The sequence below is a fragment of the Bacillus sp. 3255 genome (assembly GCF_031456485.1).
GTDB lineage: Bacteria > Bacillota > Bacilli > Paenibacillales > NBRC-103111 > Paenibacillus_E.
The window spans coordinates 24809-44307 of sequence record NZ_JAVDUS010000029.1; the positions used below are offsets into that span (position 1 = coordinate 24809).

Genomic DNA, 19499 nt, shown 5'->3' on the forward strand with positions numbered 1-19499 from the left:
AATTTAAATTAAAGGATGAGTGATCATATATGAACGAAACAATTTTAACTAAAGGTAAATTGAAAAAAATTACGAGCGGCAAGGAAGTTGAGATCGTTCTAACTCTTAATTCAACAGTCAGTTTGGATGATCTTCAGGATCTTAAAGAGCGTGAAGAGAGTATTTACATTGCTTTAGGAACGTCTCAAATGGAAGTGCGGGATTACCTGGAACCCCGTCGTGGATATCAAGCAGTAGTAGATGGGACTGGTTTTGTTCAATCAATCTCTAAGCCAGCCGACGAAGAAGGGGAACAAGTGGACATTGAAGATGTGATTGTCGAGGAAGCTGAAGCTGGTGAAGGTGATACAGCCAATGAGGATGAAGTGGCAGAAGAGTTACATGAAACTGAAAACCATGAAGAGGTTACAGAAGAAGGACGGGAACATGCTGAGAACAACCTTCCATTCACTCCGGATACCGATGAGGAAGAGGATCAAGATGCCCCGTTAACGTTCTTGGACGAAGAGTAATCTTTCAATGCCCCTGCTAGTCGGGGGCTACCGATTAAGGCAAGGGAGGACGCAAACATGTTTCAGGTATCGGATAAATGCTGCAACCAATGCTTGTTCAGCCCAAACAAAATAGTTTCAGATAAGCGCAGGGACAACTTACTCAAAGAAATATGTAAAGAACAAACTTACTTTGTTTGTCATAAAGCGACTATTGCAGGTAAGGAAACTTGCTGCAGAGGATTTTACGAAAGTCTTGGTCATCATTCACAAATGATTAGAATTGCAGAACGTTTAAGTGCTGTTGAATTCGTTTCAGTGGAGTCCTAGCCCATGAAAAAAGAGCGAGTCGAAATATATCTACTCCCTCAAATCGTGATTCACGGGAAGACATATCGAGCAACAAACTTCAAGTGGAATCACAAAGGCAAGAAATGGGCCGAGGTTGATTGCTGGACCGACGGACGCGGCTGGCAAGCGGTACATGATATTGACAAGATCGGCATGGTAGCACGGCTGCTATGGAGCCAGAGAACAGAATAGGAGAGTGAACAATGGATAAGCGATATGAACAAGTTAAGCAGTTCCACACAGCGTGCGGGATTGAAATGCCGGCTACACCGACGATGTTGGGCCGAGAAGTTGAAACAAGTATTTTATTTGGGAATCGTATGGATGATCTATGTAAGTCCATGAAGAAGTTTTCGAAAACATGGACTTATGCGGATAATAGTCCTTTCCCTTCAACGTTCCCAGTCCTTGACCGAGCTTCCTACATGCTTGAAGAGCTTACCGAATTCATGCGCGCTAAGACAATTGAAGATCAAGTGGATGCATTAGCGGACTTGATTTACTTTGCAATTGGAACATATACGCTAATGGGCGTTGAGCCTGAGCCTATCTTTGATATCGTACATGCTGCAAATATGGGCAAGGTTGGTCCGGAAGGCAAGGTTGAACGAGATGAACAAGGGAAGATCAAGAAGCCAGAAGGTTGGCACGAAAACTATGCTCCTGAAGCTAAAATCAGAGCAGAGATCGCAAGGCAATCAAATCCGATTAAAGGATTCCAGGGGGGCGATTAATTTGCTGCAACTCCTCGCACGCGAAGCGGCCATTTTCGAAGGCTTGTTTCCGCCAGGAATCCTGAAATATGCATAAAAAAAGCCCCTTTTAAAGTGGCTATGGTGGTGCTGATCTGATCTCTATAAGGACAGAACTTTTATTATCCTGTTCCATCTTTTGTAACAGCTCGAATAACTTTAATGCTGCTCTCCACTGCTCTTGGTCTGCACAAGCCCGCATGATATCAATAAGGTCTTGCTTAGATGCCATATGATGAATTGAGTCAGGGATTGTCACCATCTCCTTTCTACTCAATTTATATCCAATCATTAGATCCTATATGATAACGACGGTAAGTAATTCATTAGAAATTGATTAGAAATAAGCTCCAGATCCAGGATTAGAGTTGAGTCAAAGAAACAGTATCGAGATCTAAGATTACGCTTTTGGTACTACTACTATTTTCTATCCGAAATTCTAAATCAAAATCTGTTCTCTCTCCTATTGCAAATGCTGGAATTATCACAGTAAATCTTCTATAGTGATTTGAGATTTTTTTAATAGGGATTACTGTTCCCGGATCAGACGCACCAACAAGACTTACTCTTAGTTTTCCGATAGTTGATGATGACTTGGCATAGAAGGTTATTCTATATGCGCTATTTGGAACTAGGGTTACCCGTTGAGTTAGAAAAGCAATCCCTCTTCCTCTTAGTGGGGCCTGAAATCGTATATGATTTATACCTGTATTAGATTGCACGGTAATTAACCTAACGTTTCTAGCGAGCCATGGGGCTGTTGTATCATCTTCAAAATCTCCATTATAGATGGCCATTTTACTCACTCCTTATTATTGTTACTACATAAATATGTAAATTAATAGGAATGGTGATAGTTTCATAGTACAACTTAAAGGAATTTTAATTCTTCATACATCACTGATTATAAATTGATTAGAAATTAGAAAGGCTTCCTCTGGATCTCTAATGGAATATTGAGGGGGAAAAGCAAAGAGCCACCCCCACCGGCAAGGGGATGGCTCAATAACCAAAAGGGAATGAGATGATGAGGCCCTACGTCAATAACATATTCCAGCAAGCGGTAAAGTGCTATGAGAATAATGCCTATCTTACCCCAACAGTAGCGTCCGGAGCATAAGGGAAAATTTGAATATTGAGAGACTTAAAAATTGCAGTGTGATACACAAATTCAAATAACGGAAGTTTCATCTACAGTTTCATATCCTTCTTCCAGTAAGATTTCTTTGATAGTTGAATGCGAGTATAAATGCTCTCGAAAAAAACTAATCCTTCTTAAGACAGACACAGCATCATTAGCATAAAAGGTAGATTTCCCTTGATGGACAGTGGGTATGAATTCATGGTAGATAGTTAACCAATTTCTGATTGTAGTTCTGGGAATTTCCAACAACTCAGGTAGTTCGCATAAACGGTACTTCATAGTGACACCAACCTATTCCGAAGTGAGTATTATTTTTATTATTCAGTGTATGATCCTAAATATTGGAAATTACCTCAAGGGTTCAAGTCTGACGAACAAGTTTTGAATATTGAGGAAACTAAAAAAGTGCCCGAAGGCACTTATCGCTTGCGATTGTTAATTATAGAGCAAGTGTAACACTTATACTTCGTACCTTTGATTTGTTGGATATTTTCGCAGTAGACACATTTCACGGTAATGCTCACCCCCAAGGCTATTCTGCCCGGAGTGCTGGAAATTAATGAATATTGTATCGCAGACTTGAAGATAAACAATTAACGATTGATGGCACTACTTGAATATTGAATTACTTAAAAGCCCAAAGCAATATTTCCTCAGGCCCAATTCGATTATGACACACGTTACATTTTAAAGATATAAAAAAAAAGAGTCATCCAGCCCGGCAGGAACGGCTAAATGACTAAGGGGTGGAGTCTTACAGCAATATTATATTCCGTTTATTGGTATGGTGTTAAAGGCAGAAGACCTATCCTTTAAAATGTTCACTCGTAATCAATGCCGTACTTCTTCTTAAGCTCATACAAGATTAGAAAAGTCCCAATCATTTGTCCTAGGCCAATACCAGCTTCGTAAGATTTTTTATCTTCTGCATCAATGTATTTGCTCATTCCTAATTCACAATGGATTTGCAATTGTTCATGGATGTATTTATTTATTTCGCTGTCAGTAGCTTTGTTCTTAGTCATTTAATCACCCAGAGCAATCTTATCATAAATGAGATGGGTAAATGGAAATAAAAATAGATAGCTCCCAGTAAAAGGAGTGAACAATTTTGCAATTAACTTTCGGTGACGACATCTTCCCTGATCTTGATGGTGGAGAAACCAAAAAAGCACTTATGCGAGTGTTTGAACATTACCACCTTTGTAAGTACATGGAGTTTGTTGAACGAGAGGCTACGTTAACAGCAAGCTATGAAGATCGTCCTAGTGGACCCACGAACGTGAACAGTGACCAGACCGCGAGCATCGCCATTTACAATGTGGACGAAAAGGCGCGGCGGAAAGCATTCTGCGATCGTGTAGAACGTGCTGTAAGGCATCTGGCTCCTAAAGAAAGGTTGCTCATAGAAGAACGTTACTTAAAGCCTTACGACAAGAACGGTGAACCAATCAAGGACTACCAAGTGTATAACTTCATTTTTAATCCTGCTATCGGGAAAGACCAATACACCAAGATCCGCAAGACCGCTCTGTACAAGCTGGCTTTGAATCTGAGGATTGATGTAGAAAAGACTCAAGACAACAAGAATGAATAGGACAATGGTTTTCAGGAATATACAATATTAGAGGTGATGGGGTGATGACAATCGAAGAGCTTCCAGAAGTTTTAGATGTGGCTGATGTCCAGCGATTCCTCGGGATTAGTAAATCAGCAGCGTATGAATTAGTTCAATCTAATGCCTTTCATGTAGTGAAGATCGGCCGAATTTATAAAGTTCCAAAGAGAGCATTTGCAGAATGGTTTTTAGGTCAAAAGATATCATAATGAAATCAAGATCCGAAGCTGGAGAGGGTGAACAAACCCTTATCCGGCTTTTTTGTTGTTGATGCAATTTTTGATGCAAATCGAGGTAGGATTAGATGATATTTGATGCAAATACACAGTATTTAGGTATCTACCGATTAGGTTGATAAGCCTTATATTATAAGGCTTGGAGGCATTGAAAAGGAATGTCTAGGAATAGGAAGGATTTACGAATTATGCCCATGGATGTGTGTCACCCCTCCTTGCTCGGGTATTGGGAAATACAAGGTTTAGGGATACAGTCAAAATTAGTTTATGAAGGGCTGTTGCCAATGGTGCGGTCCATGGCTAAAAATAGGCGATCTCTTCTTTTGAGTTTCTTTCCGTGGCATGGTAAGCTGAAATGAGGCATTTTCTTTGGGCAGAGGGGGCGTAACGGATGTTCAAACGCGATTATTTTATGCGGCAGATCGAGCAAATGACACTGGTGCTGCACCGCATTCTTTTTAATAAGGAACACATCCAGTTGGAGGATGCTCAGCAGCAGTTGGATGAAGCCAGCCGCCACCTGCTCGGACTCCATATTCGTTCGCTTCAGGCGTTGTCGAGCAAGGATATCCTGGAGCTGCTGTCCTATCAGGGGAATCTGGACACGGCGAAGGCGATGGTGATCGGGGACATGCTTGTGGGGCATGGAGATTTGCTGAAGCAGCATGAGGAAACCGACGGGGCGTATCGCGCCTATCTGAAATCGTTGGATCTGCTGCTTCACTTGTCGCTTTCTCCGCAAGTAGCGCCTGAGGATGAGGAAACAGCGGAGATTACATCCCGCATTCAGGCCAGCTTGGGAAGGCTGCAGTCTTGGGTGATTCCCGAAGATGTGCAGAGACTGCTCTTTGCCCACTATGCCAAAATGGGTGATTATGCAAAGGCGGAGGATGTCATTTTCCATTATATGGACGATCATCCGGGACAATCGGAGTTTCTCCGGCAAGGCACTGCTTTCTATGAAGCTCTGTTGGAAACGGATGAAGATCGTCTCGAAGCAGGCAATTTCTCCCGAGAAGAGGCTGCCGAAGGCTTGCGAATTGTGCGGTCGAAGTTGAACTCATTTGAAATTCCTAATCATCATAAATAGAAATTGAAGGTGTGACAACAAAATGGCTTGGTATCAGGAAAGTTTCGGGAATGACTATTTGCTCGTATACAAGCATCGGGACATGCAGGGCGCTTATCATGAAGTGAAAAAGATGATCGACTGGCTCGACTTGCCCCAAGGGGCCGAGGTGCTGGACTTATGCTGCGGGATGGGCAGACATTCGCTGGCATTGGCGGACTTCGGCTATCAAGTTACGGGCGTGGACTTGTCCGAGGTTCTGCTCTGTGAAGCGGTGAAGCTTGATCAAGACAAGCGGGTCAACTGGCTGCGCGGTGATATGCGGAATGTTCCGATCCAGCACGAGTTCGATGCCGTGGTGAATTTGTTTACTTCATTCGGCTATTTCGACGAGGATGAGCAGAACGAACGGGTGTTCCACGAGATGAACCGTTTGCTTAACCAAGGCGGCCGTTTCATCGTCGATTTCCTGAATCCGGTCTATATTCAAAAGCATTTGGTCCTGCAGTCCGAAAGGACGGAAGGGGACCTGCGCATTCGCGAAGCCAGAGCGATCGAGGATGGCTGCGTGCGCAAGCGAATAGTAATTTCGCAAGAAGGTCTTGCGGAGAGGAATTATTTGGAACAGGTGAAGCTGTACGACCGGGCGGCGTTCGAAACGATGCTGCACCGCGCGGGATTACATATCGACCATGTGTACGGCGGGTATGAAGGCCAGGCTTACGAGGCGGATGCTTCCAGCCGGATGATTTTTGTGGGGCGCAAGGAAGGATGACAGGCGAATGAACATCGTGACAGAACATACAGATACAATAACGCAAGTGAAGGTGCCGTTGCCCTTTCCGCTGCGCTGGGTGAACGCTTATTTGATCCGCGGCAGCCGGGGCTACACCGTAATCGATCCGGGGCTGCACACCCCGGATGCGGAGGCGCGCTGGCAGGAGGTGCTGCAGCAGCGCGGCATCGCCTTCGAGCACATCGAGCAGATTGTGCTCACGCACCACCATCCCGACCATTACGGGATGGCCGGATGGTTCCAGGAGCGCACGGGCGCGCCGGTTCTCCTCTCGGAGACCGGGTACGCGCAAGTGCAGCTCCTGTGGGGCGCGGAGCAGCCGATGTCGGCGCTGCTGCTGGCGCTTTTCGCCCGGCATGGCTTCCCGGAAGTCGGGCTTGCGGAGATGACGAAGCACATGGAGAGCTTCGTCGAGCTGGTTTCGCCGCAGCCTCAGGTGACGCTGCTGCGTGAAGGACCCGTGCGCCTCGGAGACCGCGTGTACGAAGCCATCGAGACCCCCGGCCATGCCGCGGGTCATCTGGTCTTCTACGATGCCGAGGCGGAGGTGATGTTTTGCGGCGACCATGTCCTGCCGCAAATATCGCCGAACGTTTCCTTCCTCCCGCAGGTGGAAGAGAATCCGCTCGGCGCGTACTTGACCAGCCTGCAGGAGATCGGCAGGCTGAAGGTGCGCATGGCTTACCCGGGACACCGGGAGCCATGGCAGGGCTTTAATGCGCGCACGGAGGAGCTCGTGCGCCATCATCATGAGCGGCTCGCGCTCATGGAAGGGCAGCTAAGCGCGCCGCTGAGCGCTTATGAGGTATGCCGGGCGACGTTCGGCGACCGGCTCAGCATTCACCAGATGAGGTTCGCGCTGTCGGAGACGATCGCGCACCTCATCCTGCTCGAAGCGGAGGGACGCATCCGCGCAGCCGACCCGGCAGCGGAGCTGATCCAATATGTCGCAGCGGGCAGAAGTTCATAGCTGCTTGACACCAATAAACCCTCATGACCAATTACGTCATGAGGGTTTATTGTGTTACTTCAGTATTGTGTTACTTCAGAGGCTTACTGTACGTCGGTATATTATTATGCGCCAGCCGGCCGCAAGCCGCGGCGACGATGCCGCATACCATATCGTCGATGAACGTGTTGCATTTGCCCTCGGAGTGATCGCTGTCGAGGTCTTGGATGATTCCGAGTTTCTCCTTATCGAGGTACCCGAAATTTGTAAGCGCAATCGTCCCGTACATGAGCGGAACTGCGGTTGCGATGCTTTCGTCCACCCCGAACAGCCCTTCGTCCTGGCCGACAATATGGTTATACTGCGGCTTGAATTCGCCGGCTTCGACGGCCGTATCGATTTTGATCGCCAGCTGCAGCGCATGGAACGTCTGCTGTTTGCGCAGCACCGCAAGGATATGCTCTTCGCATAGCTTGCGCTCCATATCCGGATTATAAGGCCGCTGAAGCTGATCCAGGATCTCGACCATATCTTCCAACTGCACGCCTCTTGCTGCGAGCATGTCGAGATTGCGCTGCGTATAATCGATCTTCACATTCTCCGAAATAATGACGCTTGCCGTCGAGGCGACAATGGCGCAGATGCCCTTGGATATAAACGACTTCGGCCGTTTCGTCGGAAAGAAGAAACGAAATTTGCAATCGACAAATCCGAAGAGAGAAGCCGCGCCGCTGCCGTACAAGCCGCAAATGGACATTGCGATCGTACGATGAACGTTATAAGCGGGATCTTTCATGCTGGCGAGCAGCTCGGAATCGTGTTTGACCTTTTTTTCCAGCTCCATGAGCGTGGACATGACATTGTAAGTTTCGGTTTTGCTCAGAACGCCAAGTAAAGTCGACGTAATCATTTCGTGCGGAATTTTCTTGATGCCTTTGATTTCGACGAGCAGACGGGCTACAGCTTCTTCGATGACGGCTTGCGGGTAGTGGCTGAACACCTCTTCCCGGAATTCATTGAAAATGAGTGTTTTATCTTTGAGGAATGTTCTCATGATAGGCCCTCCAGTATAGGGATCTTTCTATGTGCAACTCGGTTATGTTACCAAGTATAGCATATCATTTCCAATAGCTGAAAACGTGCGGAAGCTGCGCGCTTTTCAGCTATTTTGTTTTTTTCATAGAGTGGACAAAAAGTAGTTATAAATCGGACAAAGCTCCGTATACATATTAATACGAACAAGCAGTGTACAGGCCAAGCCGAAAAAAATACACGGCAGATGCTTCCTGGCAAGCTTCTGCAAAACTCGAAGGAGGAAATAAGCAAATGAAACATCAACATTGGATTCGTTCAGCCGCTATCGCGGGGGTGATTGCCTTGCTGACCACAGGATGCTCGGTCCTGGGCACAGGGAAGAAGAGTGACATCGATGCACCTCCGACCACGGGTGCGGAAGCAGACGCGAAAACCACATCGGCCGCGGTCACGATTGATATGGCGGAAGAGAACTCAGCCCAAATGACAGTCTATGTGAAGGATGCCAAAGGCTTCGTCGCACCGCTCAGTCTGGGATTGCCCAAGACGGTATCCGTAGCGAAAACGACGCTGGAGTACATGGTTGACGGAGGTCCTGTTGCGAGCCTGCTCCCATCCGGCTTCCAAGCGCTGCTCCCGCAGGGGACGAAAGTAATCAGCTTGAACGTCACCAACGACAAACGGGCGATCGTAGACTTCTCCAAAGAGTTTCTTGCCTATGATCAGCAAAATGAGAGAAAAATATTGGAAGCCATCACGTGGAATTTGACAAACTTCCCAACGGTTGAGAAAGTGCAGCTGCGTGTTGAAGGCAAAGACCTCAAAGAAATGCCGAAAGGGAAAACCCCGCTTGACACGCCGTTGGCCCGTTCGATGGGGATTAACTTAGAGAAGGCTGAAGATGCGGAGTTCGGGCAATCGACGCCGGTGACACTCTATTTCCTGAATCAGAACGATCAAAATTATAAGTACTATGTACCGGTCACACGGCTCGTGAAAAGAACCGATAACATCGCGCAAGCGGTCGTCGACCAATTAATCAAAGGGCCCGACCAGAAGAAAGGGCTGACATCCGTTCTGAATGCGACAACGCAGGTCAAGAGCATTCAGCCGGCGGACTCCCTTGTGACGGTTGACTTCTCGAACAAGCTTCTCGGCGCAGACAATAAGGCTTCCACGGATGCGCTGCAGTCGGTGATTCTTTCCTTGACCGAGAATACGCCGTTCAAACAAGTGCAAATTAAAGTGGACGGTTCCGTGAAGTTCACGACATCGGACAACAGCCAGACCTACACCAAGCCGGTGCTCAGACCTAATCAGATTAACCCTTCAAAGCTGTAATAGCTTGTACCGCTCTATAGCCCCCTATGCAGTCACTTGCATGGGGGTTCTTATTTTATGTGGATTTATTCCCGGGATTATTTACAAGTCAAAAAAGTTGCGCATGCTGTCGAGATAACTTAGTATTAATTAGGAATAATACTGATAGAATACTCCATCTTAATGGGGCGAGAGCAATTAGCTTCGGTTCGAAGCAACAGGAGGAGAATACGATTAAAATGCGCATTGGCGGAAGAACGAACGAAGAAATACGTCCCATGATAATAACCCCACATTACATAAAACATGCTGAAGGTTCCGTGCTGATCGAAGTTGGCGATACCAAAGTGATTTGTACGGCAACTGTGGAGGAGCGCGTTCCTCCGTTCTTGAAAGGGCAGGGCAAGGGCTGGGTAACCGCTGAGTACTCCATGCTGCCTCGTGCGACACAGGTTAGGAATCAGCGTGAGTCTGCCAAGGGCAAGCTTGGCGGCCGCACTATGGAAATTCAACGCTTGATCGGCCGGGCGCTGCGCTCCGTCGTTAATTTGGAAGCGCTGGGCGAGCGCTCCATTACGCTGGATTGCGACGTCATCCAAGCCGACGGCGGAACGCGTACGACATCCATTACCGGCGCTTTCGTTGCCATGGCATTTGCCATCAACAAGGTGGCCACGGAGAAAAATTTGGCGAAGTTCCCGATTAACGACTTTCTGGCTTCCGTTTCCGTCGGAGTCATCGGCGATACGCCGCGCCTTGATCTGAATTATGAAGAGGATTCGCAGGCGAAGGTGGACATGAACGTTGTGATGACAGGGCAAGGTCAATTCGTCGAAATTCAGGGCACGGGTGAAGAGGCACCGTTCTCGCGCAAGGAATTGGATGAGCTGCTGCTGCTCGCAGAGGCGGGCATTCGTACGATGATCGAAGAGCAGAGCAAGGTGCTCGGCCCGATCGCTGACCGTATTCGAGGTGTTCAACATGCGGCTTCGAAGTAATATCGTCGTCATTGCAACACGCAATGAAGGGAAAGTGAAGGAGTTTGAACGGCTGTTCGGCGCCAAAGGGTATAAGGTTCGCAGTTTGGCGGATTATACGGACTTGCCGGATATCGTAGAAAGCGGCGAGACGTTCGCCGAGAACGCGCGGATCAAGGCGCAAATCATATCGGCGCATCTGCACGTTCCCGTGCTCGCCGATGACTCCGGATTGTGCGTGCAAGCGCTGGGTGGAGCGCCGGGCGTATACTCGGCCCGCTATGCGGGCGAGCAAGCCACCGATGCGGATAACAACGCCAAGCTGCTGCATGCTTTGCATGCGGCCGCGCCGGCCGAAGAAATTCCGGCGGATGGGACGCATCCCAAGCTTCTTAGCGAAGCGTCTTTCGTGTGCGCGCTTGCGCTCATTGATCCTGTTGCGAACGAGACGATTGAAGCCGAGGATTCCTGCCGCGGCTATATTATTGCAGAAGAGCGCGGCGAAGGGGGCTTCGGGTATGATCCGTTGTTCTATATTCCTGCGCTCGGCCGAACGATGGCGGAGCTTACAGTGGAAGAAAAGAATGAAATCAGCCACAGGGCCAAAGCTTTACGGCTGTTTTTGGATCGCTTGCCGGATCAGAACGGCTGATTATACCAAAGACCTGCTTCCACATATCGTGGACAGCAGGTCTTTTTGATTTTTAACGGATAGATATCTTGTAGTGACGCAGCCACGTATCCACTTGTGCCAAGTAGGCGAACATTTGGGGTCCTGTCATCAATTGACCGAACCATGGCAGGTCGAAGTCGTTGTTGTCCGAGCTCGCCAAGGCGCGAATTTTTTTCACATCGATGAAAGGGAGCAGCGGTGAACTGGGATCATCCAAAATTTCCAGCACCCACTTGCGCACAGCCGCCAAATAATTCGGATTATGCGTTTTTGGGTACGGGCTTTTCTTACGGGTCAGAACATCGTCCGGGAGAACGCCTTTCAAGGCTTTGCGCAAAATGCCTTTTTCCCGGTCCCCCGACGTTTTGATTTCCCAAGGAATGTTCCACACATACTCTACGAGACGGTGATCGCAGAAGGGCACCCGGACCTCGAGCCCGACGGCCATGCTCATGCGGTCTTTGCGATCGAGCAGCGTCGGCATGAACCGGGTAATGTTGAGATAAGACATTTCCCGCATGCGGTTTTGCTGACCTGTCTCTCCGGCGAGCCGCGGCACTTCGCTTAACGCTTGCTGGTACCGGTTGCTGACATACTCGACCGGTTTGATCCAGTCCACCAGATCGGGGGCGAGCAGGTTCACCCGGTTAGGCAGTTTGAGCGACCAAGGGAAGGTCGACGCATTTAAGGCTTCCTCATTATGAAACCACGGATATCCGCCAAAAATTTCATCGGCCGCTTCACCGGAAATGGCGACGGTAGCCTCCTTCTTAATTTCCCGGCAAAACAAATAAAGGGACCCGTCGACATCGGCCATCCCCGGCGTATCCCTGGCAAACACGGCCGTTTTCAAGGACTCCACAAGCTCAGGTGTGTCGAATTCGATGAAGTGGTGCTCGGTGCCGAGATGCTCCGTCATTCGTTTGATCCACGGGGCGTCCGCATTCGGTTGAAACAGATTGGCTTTAAAATGCTTATCATTGTCTTTATAATCCACTGAAAAAGTGTGCAGGGCGCCTTTCCCGCTATTTTTGTAATGCTCGGCCGCAAGGGAGGTCAGGGCGCTGGAATCGAGACCGCCGGATAAAAGCGTACAAATCGGAACATCGGAAATGAGCTGCCGCTGCGCTGTGTCGTTCAGCAGTTCTTGGACATGCTCCGCGGTGGCAGCGACGTCGTGCGGATGCGCGTGGCTCTCCAGCTTCCAGTAGGTGCGAATGGATAAGCCGTTGCGGTCATAAACCGCGCATTGGCCTGGCTTCAGCTCCGACATATTGCGGTAAACGCCATGTCCCGGCGTGCGCGCCGGACCGACTGCGAATATTTCTGCCAACCCTTCGGCACCGACTTCCGCTTGGAAGTCCGGATGGGCCAGGATGGCTTTTGGCTCCGATCCGAATAGAAGAACGCCGTTCTGATGAGAATAAAAAAGCGGCTTTACGCCAAGCCGGTCTCTAACCAAATACAGCGATTGTTCTTGGTCATTCCATGCCGCAAAAGCGAAAATCCCGTTCAAACGGTCTACACAAGCCCGCCCCCATTCCATAAAGGCAACAAGCAGCACTTCCGTATCGCATGTCGTGCGGAAATGATGACCGCGCAGCTCCAGCTCTTTTTTCAGCTCAGGGGCATTATAGAGTTCGCCATTATATACGATTGTATAGGTGTAGTCGCCTTGTTTCCGGACCATGGGCTGAGCGCCGTTCTCCGGATCCATGACACTAAGCCGCCGATGGCCGAGAGCGCAATGCTGCGAGATCCAGGTGCCGGAAGCATCCGGTCCGCGCAAATGGAGCGTTTCCGTCATATTTTCTAGAATGGACGGGTACCCGGTCAAGTCTTTCCGCCAATCTATCCAACCCGTTATTCCGCACATAGACGTTCCTTCCTTTCTTTATGAAGAGAGCATAATGATAAAAGGTATGCGGAATGGTGGCATATAATGTCTGTCCGAACGTCGAGGGGGGTCGACTTTTCAGACGGATTTTGTGTTTTTAGATGAAGCCTGTTACAATTAATCCAATTCTTACTTACTAAAGGCAAAGGTGATGACGATGAAAAAGAAGCATTCCAAAGCGCAGATTGATTATCTGGCAGCCAGAGAGCATTTTTTACAAATCAGTAATCAAGCGGATAAACGCATTAATGAGTTGAAAGAGGCTGGCAAAGAAATCGGTCAAGCCGAGTTGGAAGAAGTGATCGAGCGCGTCGGCTTGCACCGTGCCTATAATGAGCTGACCCAAGCCGAGAACGTTCTCATCAACTGGACGCAAACCGCCATCAAATCGGAGCCTGCTTTTATCGAGCAACGCAGTCAGATCGAGGAGCTTTATGAGAAAGCCAAAGTGGATGCCGAATCCAGAGGAGCTCTTCTTAATTTAGCTATGCGTTTAAATTTAGAGCTTGCGTGACATGCTAAAAGGGTAGTGCCATTCTTTCTTCAGGAGGCGAATGCTCATGGATAGCCATTTCATCAGCAAGCTGCACGACAAGCAGAGGAAAGCCGCGAAGAATTTCAGGACTCAAGGTGACGGTCGACCGGGCAGTAACTTGCCTAACAACAAGCACTAACGTCTAATGGCACCACCGGGAGCCCGCAGAGAAGTTTCTCTGCGGGCTTTTGTTATGCTCGGGTATTTTCGGGTGTGGTGTTAACGAACCCAGACCCGAACTGAGCCTGGCCCGAACCGAGCCTAGGCCCTGGTCTCCCCTACCGGCCTAACGGACACAGCGGCGCTTATTTTGCCAAATATCGCCGACTGGTAATTGTAACGGACACCAGTGCCCCTATTTGCCCCATTTTGAAGGAAACATCCCCCGAAATAGGCAAATAAGAGCGCTGGTGTCCGTTAGAAGCGAGGAGGGGGCATTATCGCGGCAATAACGGCGCTGGTGTCCGTTAGCCCGGCATAAAGTGGTTATTTCATACAGCATATTAGCTCCGCTGTAGCTCCATACTAGTAGAGTGATCAATTCACTTCTAGGAGGAATCATTCATATGGGTGGTAAAGGGAAAAGCATGAAGCAGAAAATACAAAGCACCATCGATCATTCCAAGCAATCGTCGCGGATTCAGTCTAACCTGGACTCTACGGAGCCAGGCCATTTGCCCCCGAACCGGCCGCACGTGTAATGCCGAAAAGGAGCCTCCCCGCTCGAGGGGAAGCTCCTTTTTATTTTCTCTTTTGTAGGACCTCCAAAAACTCTCGACTGGCGCTATTGATGAATTCTAGCAGTTCCCGAATTCATAGATAGGCGACCCAAAGGGAGCCATAAAAAGCACATCCGAGTTAGTCAGAATAACGCACTTATAATAGAAGAGAAAAAATAAAAGACCACGATTTCTCGTGGTCTCTTCGTCTTGCAGAACGTCCCAGGAGGGATTCGAACCCCCGACCGTACGCTTAGAAGGCGTATGCTCTATCCTGCTGAGCTACTGGGACATAGATCACTTCTTACCGCCCGGCACGTGGCTGTTTGGCGAAGCAAGAGTAATACTATCACATCGTTTTATGGGAAGTCAACCCTTCTTATAAAATTATTTTGCATTCGTGGAAACAATCAAGTAAACTGTCACCAGCGAGAACAAGATCTTGAGGTGATCCACATAACTGAAGCATCGATGAACAATGTGATTCTTTTTCCGAAAACCATACAGTATTACGAGGATGAACTGACCCGCTTTCTACATAAGGAGCAGTATAGCGACGCTCTCCAGCTGTTGACTTTTCTGCTGCAATTTCCGGGAATCGATCCGCTCAAAGCGGAACAATGGGGGGCGCTGCTCGTTTGGCTGCAAACGATGTTTCCCGAGACGATGTTCCCGGATCAGGTGCCGTCCGAGGAAGATTTGGAGGCGGAAGAGGATTTGCTGCGCCAGTACATTCATGAGAAAGCAGCCGATGACGGTGCTTACGCACAGAAACTGATCCAGTCCCTCCGAGAAGGAACATTAGAACAACAAGTGAGCTCTCTGGAGCAGTTGAGCTTCATCGACCGGCCGGAAATTGGCGCAGCCATTAAAGAATGGCTGTACGAGAGACCGCGGCATCCGCACATTCAATTCAAGGCGTTGCAGGCGCTGAAGCAGCTTGGGGAACAGGGAATCGTGGAATTCCCCAAGAATGGAACCCGGATTGCTGTAGATATTGAGGAGACTCCGCTGTGCCCGGAGGAATTTCCAATGCAAATCCGTGATATGATTCGCAGAGTAGGGGACATTAGTGAAATAAACCAACCCGATTTTGTTTATTTTGCAAAACAGATGTGGCAGGAATTTCTGGCCTATGCTTACGGAACGTCGCTGTATACGGATTTGGTGCGGACGGAGGAAGGGGCCGTCGACATCTGGGCATCCGCGCTGCACGTGGTTCTTCAAGAGCAGCTGTTCGGATCCGTGGACCGGGAGGAACTGCTTGATACCTACGGAATTGTGGATTCAATGTCACTTCCGTGGAAGCGCGCACACCTTGTCCTGCAAGCGTTTGTGAAGCAGTTTGACCCTGATTCATCAAAGTGAGTAGGCGCGCCTTGAAATGAATTTGTTATATGTTATAATAGAATGGTTATAATGAGCGTAACGTGAAAACTATGTCATCGTACATTTTTGGAAGGGGAAAGCATAAAATGAAAGCAAGTTGGGAAAAAATAGAGAAGAACGTAGGCGTTCTTGAAGTGGAAGTTGGCGCTGAGCGCGTCGCAGATGCACTTGATAAAGCATTCAAAAAAGTATCCGCGAAAGTGAATGTTCCAGGATTCCGTAAAGGTAAAGTGCCGCGTTCGATCTTTGAAGCTAAATTTGGCGTTGAAAGCCTGTACCAAGATGCACTGGACATCATTTTGCCAGAAGTATACGTACAAGCGATTGAAGAAGTCAAAATCGAGCCGGTTGACCGTCCGGAAGTTGACGTTGAGCAATTCGGCAAAGGACAAGCTCTGAAATTCAAAGCGAAAGTTACAGTGAAGCCGGAAGTTACACTCGGCGACTACAAAGGCATCGAAGTTGAAACTGCAGATGCGAATGTAACGGACGAAGAATTGGACAGCGAGCTTTCCCGTCTGCAACAACGCCATGCTGAGCTGGTCGTTCTTGAAGAAGGACAAGCAGCGAACGGCGACGTTGTCGTACTCGATTTCGAAGGCTTCGTTGACGGCGTACCATTCGAAGGCGGCAAAGCGGAGAAATACTCCCTTGAGCTTGGCTCCGGCTCCTTCATCCCAGGTTTCGAAGAGCAGCTAGTTGGTCTTGGTAAAGACGAAGAGAAAGACGTTGAAGTTTCTTTCCCTGAGAACTACCACTCCGAAGAGCTGAAAGGCAAAGCGGCTGTGTTCAAAGTGAAAATCCACGACATCAAACGCAAAAACTTGCCTGAGCTTGATGATGAGTTTGCCAAAGACGTGAGCGAGTTCGATACGCTTGCCGAGTACAAAGAAGACCTGAAAAACCGTCTTCAAGAGCGCAAACAACAAGATTCAGAGGCTGCACGTGAAACAGCTGTTGTTGAGAAGGCTGCAGCAAACGCTGATGTAGAAATCCCGGCTTCCATGGTAGAAGCAGAGCTTGATGTAATGGTGAAAGAATTCGAAAGACGTCTGCGTTCCCAAGGCATGACGCTTGAAATCTACTACCAGTTCTCCGGTCAAAACGAGAGCGCGCTGAAAGATCAAATGAGAGAAGACGCGGCTAAGCGTGTTCGCAACAACTTGGTTCTTGAAGCTATCGCTGCGGCTGAGAACATCACAGTTTCCGATGAAGAAGTTGACGCGGAACTCGAGAAATATGCTCCTTCTTACCAGAAAACAACTGCAGAGCTTCGTGAGCTGTTTGCTTCCAACGGCAGCTTGGAAGGTCTGAGCAACGATCTTGTGGTCAGAAAAACGGTGAACTTCCTGCTCGAAAATAGCAAGCATGTTTCCGCAGCAGTATAAATAAGGTTAGTAAAGGCACGTACGTAAGCAACGTGCCTTTCTTTTACCCTATTTTAGCTCCCGAACCGTCTCACAAACATAAGCAAGCCCATCCCATACATAGCACGCCTCTGAAAAAATGACTTTGCTGCTCAAACATGTTAAACTGTTACTGAATCCCAATTTGAGAACATGGCTTTGGCCACAAAAGGAGTTGGTACAATGAGTCTTATTCCTATGGTTGTCGAACAAGAAGCACGTGGGGAACGTTCTTACGACATCTACTCACGTCTACTTAAGGACCGCATTATTTTCATTGGAAGCGCCATTGATGATGATGTGGCTAATTTGGTCATTGCCCAGCTGCTCTTTTTATCTGCTCAAGATCCGGATAAGGATATCCACTTATATATCAATTCGCCAGGTGGATCTGTAACAGCTGGAATGGGTATCTTCGATACCATGCAATTTATCAAGCCTGACGTATCTACGATTTGCGTAGGGATGGCCGCAAGTATGGGTTCCCTGCTGCTCACGGCAGGCGCCAAAGGCAAGCGATACGCGCTGCCGAATGCAGAAGTGATGATTCACCAGCCGCTTGGCGGCGTAAGAGGTCAAGCGACCGATATAAAGATTCACGCGGATTGGATTATCAAAACAAAGCAAAAACTCAACCAGATTTATGTGGATCGTACGGGACAGCCGCTTGAAAAGATCGAAAGAGACACCGACCGGGATAACTTTATGAGCGCTGAAGAAGCGAAGGCATATGGGTTAATCGACGAGGTTATCACTCGAAACGACTTGAAATAAAGGAGTGATCCCATGTTTAAATTTAACGATGAAAAAGGCCAACTCAAATGTTCCTTTTGTGGAAAATCTCAGGACCAAGTGCGCAAGCTTGTTGCGGGTCCGGGAGTTTACATTTGTGATGAATGTATAGAGCTTTGCACCGAGATTGTGGAAGAAGAACTTGGTCACGAGGAAGAACTGGATCTGAAGGATGTTCCGAAACCGAAGGAAATCCGCAACATTCTGGACCAGTATGTCATCGGCCAGGATCAAGCGAAGAAGTCGCTTGCCGTAGCGGTTTATAACCACTACAAGCGTATCAATTCGCAGAACAAGCTGGAAGATGTAGAGCTTCAAAAAAGTAACATCGTGCTTCTCGGACCGACAGGAAGCGGTAAAACGCTTCTTGCCCAAACGCTTGCCAAAATCCTGAACGTGCCGTTCGCTATCGCGGATGCAACTTCTTTGACCGAAGCAGGCTACGTGGGTGAAGACGTTGAGAACATTTTGCTCAAATTGATTCAAGCTGCCGATTATGATGTGGAGAAAGCCGAGCGCGGCATCATCTACATCGATGAAATCGATAAAGTAGCGCGCAAATCCGAGAATCCGTCCATTACGAGAGACGTTTCCGGTGAAGGCGTTCAACAAGCATTGCTGAAAATTCTTGAAGGTACGGTAGCTTCCGTTCCACCGCAAGGCGGCCGCAAGCATCCGCATCAAGAGTTTATTCAAATCGATACGACCAATATTCTGTTTATTTGCGGCGGTGCCTTCGACGGCCTGGAGCAAATCATCAAACGCAGAATCGGTAAAAAAGTGATCGGCTTCAGCACGGACGGTGCCAAAGTCGATTTGAAACCGGGCGAGTACTTGTCTATGGTGCTTCCGGAGGATCTGCTCAAATTCGGCTTGATTCCGGAGTTCGTAGGACGTCTGCCGGTTATCTCCACTCTGGAGCCGCTGGATGAGGCTGCTCTCGTTCGGATTCTTTCCGAGCCGAAGAACGCGCTTGTGAAGCAATACCAGAAGATGCTGGAGATGGATAACGTTTCGCTCGAATTCGACGCAGAGGCGCTTGACGCCATTGCCAAGGAAGCGATCAAACGGAACACTGGTGCGCGCGGTCTTAGAGCGATCATTGAGAGCATTATGCTTGATGTGATGTTCGAAGTCCCTTCGAGAACGGATGTATCCACTTGTGTCGTATCCAAGGAAACGGTCCAAAACAAGCTTGCTCCTGTATTGACGACCAAGGACGGTTCGACAGCAGGCAAGAAGAAAGAAGAAAGTGCGTAACCCATAATTTCATAAACGAACACACAGCCTCCAATCCGGTTCCCTTCACAGGGAATTGGAGCGGAGGATGTTTGGTGTCATGGGGAGAGA

At 48.4% G+C, this 19499-nt stretch carries 25 protein-coding genes and 1 tRNA gene; 19 read left to right on the forward strand and 7 right to left on the reverse strand.

The window, feature by feature from the left end:
* Positions 1-29 precede the first annotated feature (29 nt).
* The 4 genes from J2X61_RS32945 to J2X61_RS36545 are packed head-to-tail and all read left to right on the forward strand — an operon-like array spanning position 30 to position 1576.
* Complete coding sequence (locus J2X61_RS32945) at positions 30-512, forward strand: hypothetical protein (RefSeq protein ID WP_310194382.1); 483 nt, start codon at positions 30-32, stop codon at positions 510-512.
* A gap of 57 nt (positions 513-569) precedes the next feature.
* On the forward strand, positions 570-821 hold the full coding sequence (locus J2X61_RS32950) for a hypothetical protein (RefSeq protein WP_310191186.1): 252 nt from the start codon (positions 570-572) through the stop codon (positions 819-821).
* Positions 822-824: 3 nt separating this feature from the next.
* Positions 825-1034: a hypothetical protein gene (locus J2X61_RS32955; protein ID WP_310194384.1), complete on the forward strand. Its 210-nt coding sequence runs from the start codon at positions 825-827 to the stop codon at positions 1032-1034.
* 11 nt (positions 1035-1045) lie between these two features.
* Positions 1046-1576 carry a pyrophosphohydrolase domain-containing protein gene (locus tag J2X61_RS36545; RefSeq protein ID WP_396135532.1) on the forward strand — a complete coding sequence of 177 codons (531 nt, stop codon included), beginning with the start codon at positions 1046-1048 and terminating at the stop codon, positions 1574-1576.
* A gap of 97 nt (positions 1577-1673) precedes the next feature.
* Here J2X61_RS36545 and J2X61_RS32965 read toward each other — a convergent pair whose 3' ends face one another.
* The 4 genes from J2X61_RS32965 to J2X61_RS32975 all read right to left on the reverse strand — a co-directional run bounded on the left by J2X61_RS32965 (position 1674) and on the right by J2X61_RS32975 (position 3763).
* A complete protein-coding gene (locus J2X61_RS32965; protein ID WP_310194386.1) occupies positions 1674-1826 on the reverse strand; it encodes a hypothetical protein in 153 nt (50 codons plus the stop codon).
* Between the two features lie 130 nt (positions 1827-1956).
* The gene (locus J2X61_RS32970) at positions 1957-2391 is read right to left on the reverse strand and encodes a carbohydrate binding domain-containing protein (RefSeq protein ID WP_310194388.1); all 435 of its coding nucleotides are present in this window, start codon (positions 2389-2391) and stop codon (positions 1957-1959) included.
* Positions 2392-2765: 374 nt separating this feature from the next.
* Positions 2766-3017 (reverse strand): MerR family transcriptional regulator, encoded by a 252-nt coding sequence (locus J2X61_RS36550; RefSeq protein ID WP_396135533.1) that lies wholly within the window; start codon positions 3015-3017, stop codon positions 2766-2768.
* 542 nt (positions 3018-3559) lie between these two features.
* Positions 3560-3763, reverse strand: coding sequence for a hypothetical protein (locus J2X61_RS32975; protein ID WP_310194390.1), 204 nt, complete (start codon positions 3761-3763; stop codon positions 3560-3562).
* 86 nt (positions 3764-3849) lie between these two features.
* On the opposite strand from J2X61_RS32975, the gene J2X61_RS32980 reads away from it, so the two are divergent.
* The 5 genes from J2X61_RS32980 to J2X61_RS33000 all read left to right on the forward strand — a co-directional run bounded on the left by J2X61_RS32980 (position 3850) and on the right by J2X61_RS33000 (position 7427).
* Positions 3850-4335: an ArpU family phage packaging/lysis transcriptional regulator gene (locus J2X61_RS32980; RefSeq protein ID WP_310194393.1), complete on the forward strand. Its 486-nt coding sequence runs from the start codon at positions 3850-3852 to the stop codon at positions 4333-4335.
* 44 nt (positions 4336-4379) lie between these two features.
* On the forward strand, positions 4380-4565 hold the full coding sequence (locus tag J2X61_RS32985; protein ID WP_310194397.1) for a helix-turn-helix domain-containing protein: 186 nt from the start codon (positions 4380-4382) through the stop codon (positions 4563-4565).
* Positions 4566-4983: 418 nt separating this feature from the next.
* A complete protein-coding gene (locus J2X61_RS32990) occupies positions 4984-5682 on the forward strand; it encodes a DUF6483 family protein (RefSeq protein WP_310194400.1) in 699 nt (232 codons plus the stop codon).
* A gap of 22 nt (positions 5683-5704) precedes the next feature.
* Positions 5705-6436 carry a class I SAM-dependent methyltransferase gene (locus tag J2X61_RS32995; RefSeq protein ID WP_310194402.1) on the forward strand — a complete coding sequence of 244 codons (732 nt, stop codon included), beginning with the start codon at positions 5705-5707 and terminating at the stop codon, positions 6434-6436.
* Between the two features lie 7 nt (positions 6437-6443).
* On the forward strand, positions 6444-7427 hold the full coding sequence (locus J2X61_RS33000) for an MBL fold metallo-hydrolase (protein WP_310194405.1): 984 nt from the start codon (positions 6444-6446) through the stop codon (positions 7425-7427).
* 70 nt (positions 7428-7497) lie between these two features.
* On the opposite strand, the gene J2X61_RS33005 is transcribed toward J2X61_RS33000, so the two are convergent.
* On the reverse strand, positions 7498-8460 hold the full coding sequence (locus J2X61_RS33005; protein ID WP_310194407.1) for a phosphatidylglycerophosphatase A: 963 nt from the start codon (positions 8458-8460) through the stop codon (positions 7498-7500).
* Between the two features lie 272 nt (positions 8461-8732).
* On the opposite strand from J2X61_RS33005, the gene J2X61_RS33010 reads away from it, so the two are divergent.
* The 3 genes from J2X61_RS33010 (at position 8733) to J2X61_RS33020 (ending at position 11390) form a co-directional block, all read left to right on the forward strand.
* The gene (locus tag J2X61_RS33010; protein WP_274470759.1) at positions 8733-9782 is read left to right on the forward strand and encodes a GerMN domain-containing protein; all 1050 of its coding nucleotides are present in this window, start codon (positions 8733-8735) and stop codon (positions 9780-9782) included.
* A gap of 218 nt (positions 9783-10000) precedes the next feature.
* Complete coding sequence (gene rph, locus J2X61_RS33015; RefSeq protein ID WP_274470757.1) at positions 10001-10759, forward strand: ribonuclease PH; 759 nt, start codon at positions 10001-10003, stop codon at positions 10757-10759.
* The gene (locus J2X61_RS33020; protein ID WP_274470756.1) at positions 10743-11390 is read left to right on the forward strand and encodes an XTP/dITP diphosphatase; all 648 of its coding nucleotides are present in this window, start codon (positions 10743-10745) and stop codon (positions 11388-11390) included. The genes rph and J2X61_RS33020 overlap by 17 nt, the downstream gene beginning before the upstream one ends.
* A gap of 52 nt (positions 11391-11442) precedes the next feature.
* On the opposite strand, the gene asnB is transcribed toward J2X61_RS33020, so the two are convergent.
* The gene (gene asnB / locus J2X61_RS33025; RefSeq protein ID WP_310194413.1) at positions 11443-13287 is read right to left on the reverse strand and encodes an asparagine synthase (glutamine-hydrolyzing); all 1845 of its coding nucleotides are present in this window, start codon (positions 13285-13287) and stop codon (positions 11443-11445) included.
* Between the two features lie 178 nt (positions 13288-13465).
* Here asnB and J2X61_RS33030 point away from each other — a divergent pair, with 178 nt between their 5' ends.
* The 3 genes from J2X61_RS33030 (at position 13466) to J2X61_RS33040 (ending at position 14544) form a co-directional block, all read left to right on the forward strand.
* Entirely contained in the window at positions 13466-13822 is a 357-nt protein-coding gene (locus J2X61_RS33030) for a hypothetical protein (RefSeq protein ID WP_274470752.1), read from the forward strand.
* A 46-nt stretch (positions 13823-13868) separates the two neighbouring features.
* Positions 13869-13982 carry a DUF4023 family protein gene (locus J2X61_RS33035; protein ID WP_274470751.1) on the forward strand — a complete coding sequence of 38 codons (114 nt, stop codon included), beginning with the start codon at positions 13869-13871 and terminating at the stop codon, positions 13980-13982.
* A gap of 427 nt (positions 13983-14409) precedes the next feature.
* Positions 14410-14544 (forward strand): hypothetical protein, encoded by a 135-nt coding sequence (locus J2X61_RS33040; RefSeq protein ID WP_274470750.1) that lies wholly within the window; start codon positions 14410-14412, stop codon positions 14542-14544.
* Between the two features lie 236 nt (positions 14545-14780).
* On the opposite strand, the gene J2X61_RS33045 is transcribed toward J2X61_RS33040, so the two are convergent.
* A tRNA-Arg gene (locus J2X61_RS33045) sits at positions 14781-14854 on the reverse strand.
* Between the two features lie 179 nt (positions 14855-15033).
* Here J2X61_RS33045 and J2X61_RS33050 point away from each other — a divergent pair.
* The 4 genes from J2X61_RS33050 (at position 15034) to clpX (ending at position 19409) form a co-directional block, all read left to right on the forward strand.
* Positions 15034-15930, forward strand: a complete 897-nt coding sequence (locus J2X61_RS33050; protein WP_274470748.1) for a hypothetical protein — start codon at positions 15034-15036, stop codon at positions 15928-15930.
* Between the two features lie 107 nt (positions 15931-16037).
* Positions 16038-17339, forward strand: coding sequence for a trigger factor (tig, locus tag J2X61_RS33055; RefSeq protein WP_274470747.1), 1302 nt, complete (start codon positions 16038-16040; stop codon positions 17337-17339).
* Positions 17340-17540: 201 nt separating this feature from the next.
* A complete protein-coding gene (clpP, locus tag J2X61_RS33060; RefSeq protein ID WP_029194632.1) occupies positions 17541-18131 on the forward strand; it encodes an ATP-dependent Clp endopeptidase proteolytic subunit ClpP in 591 nt (196 codons plus the stop codon).
* Between the two features lie 12 nt (positions 18132-18143).
* Positions 18144-19409, forward strand: a complete 1266-nt coding sequence (gene clpX, locus J2X61_RS33065; RefSeq protein WP_274470746.1) for an ATP-dependent protease ATP-binding subunit ClpX — start codon at positions 18144-18146, stop codon at positions 19407-19409.
* Positions 19410-19499: the final 90 nt, after the last annotated feature.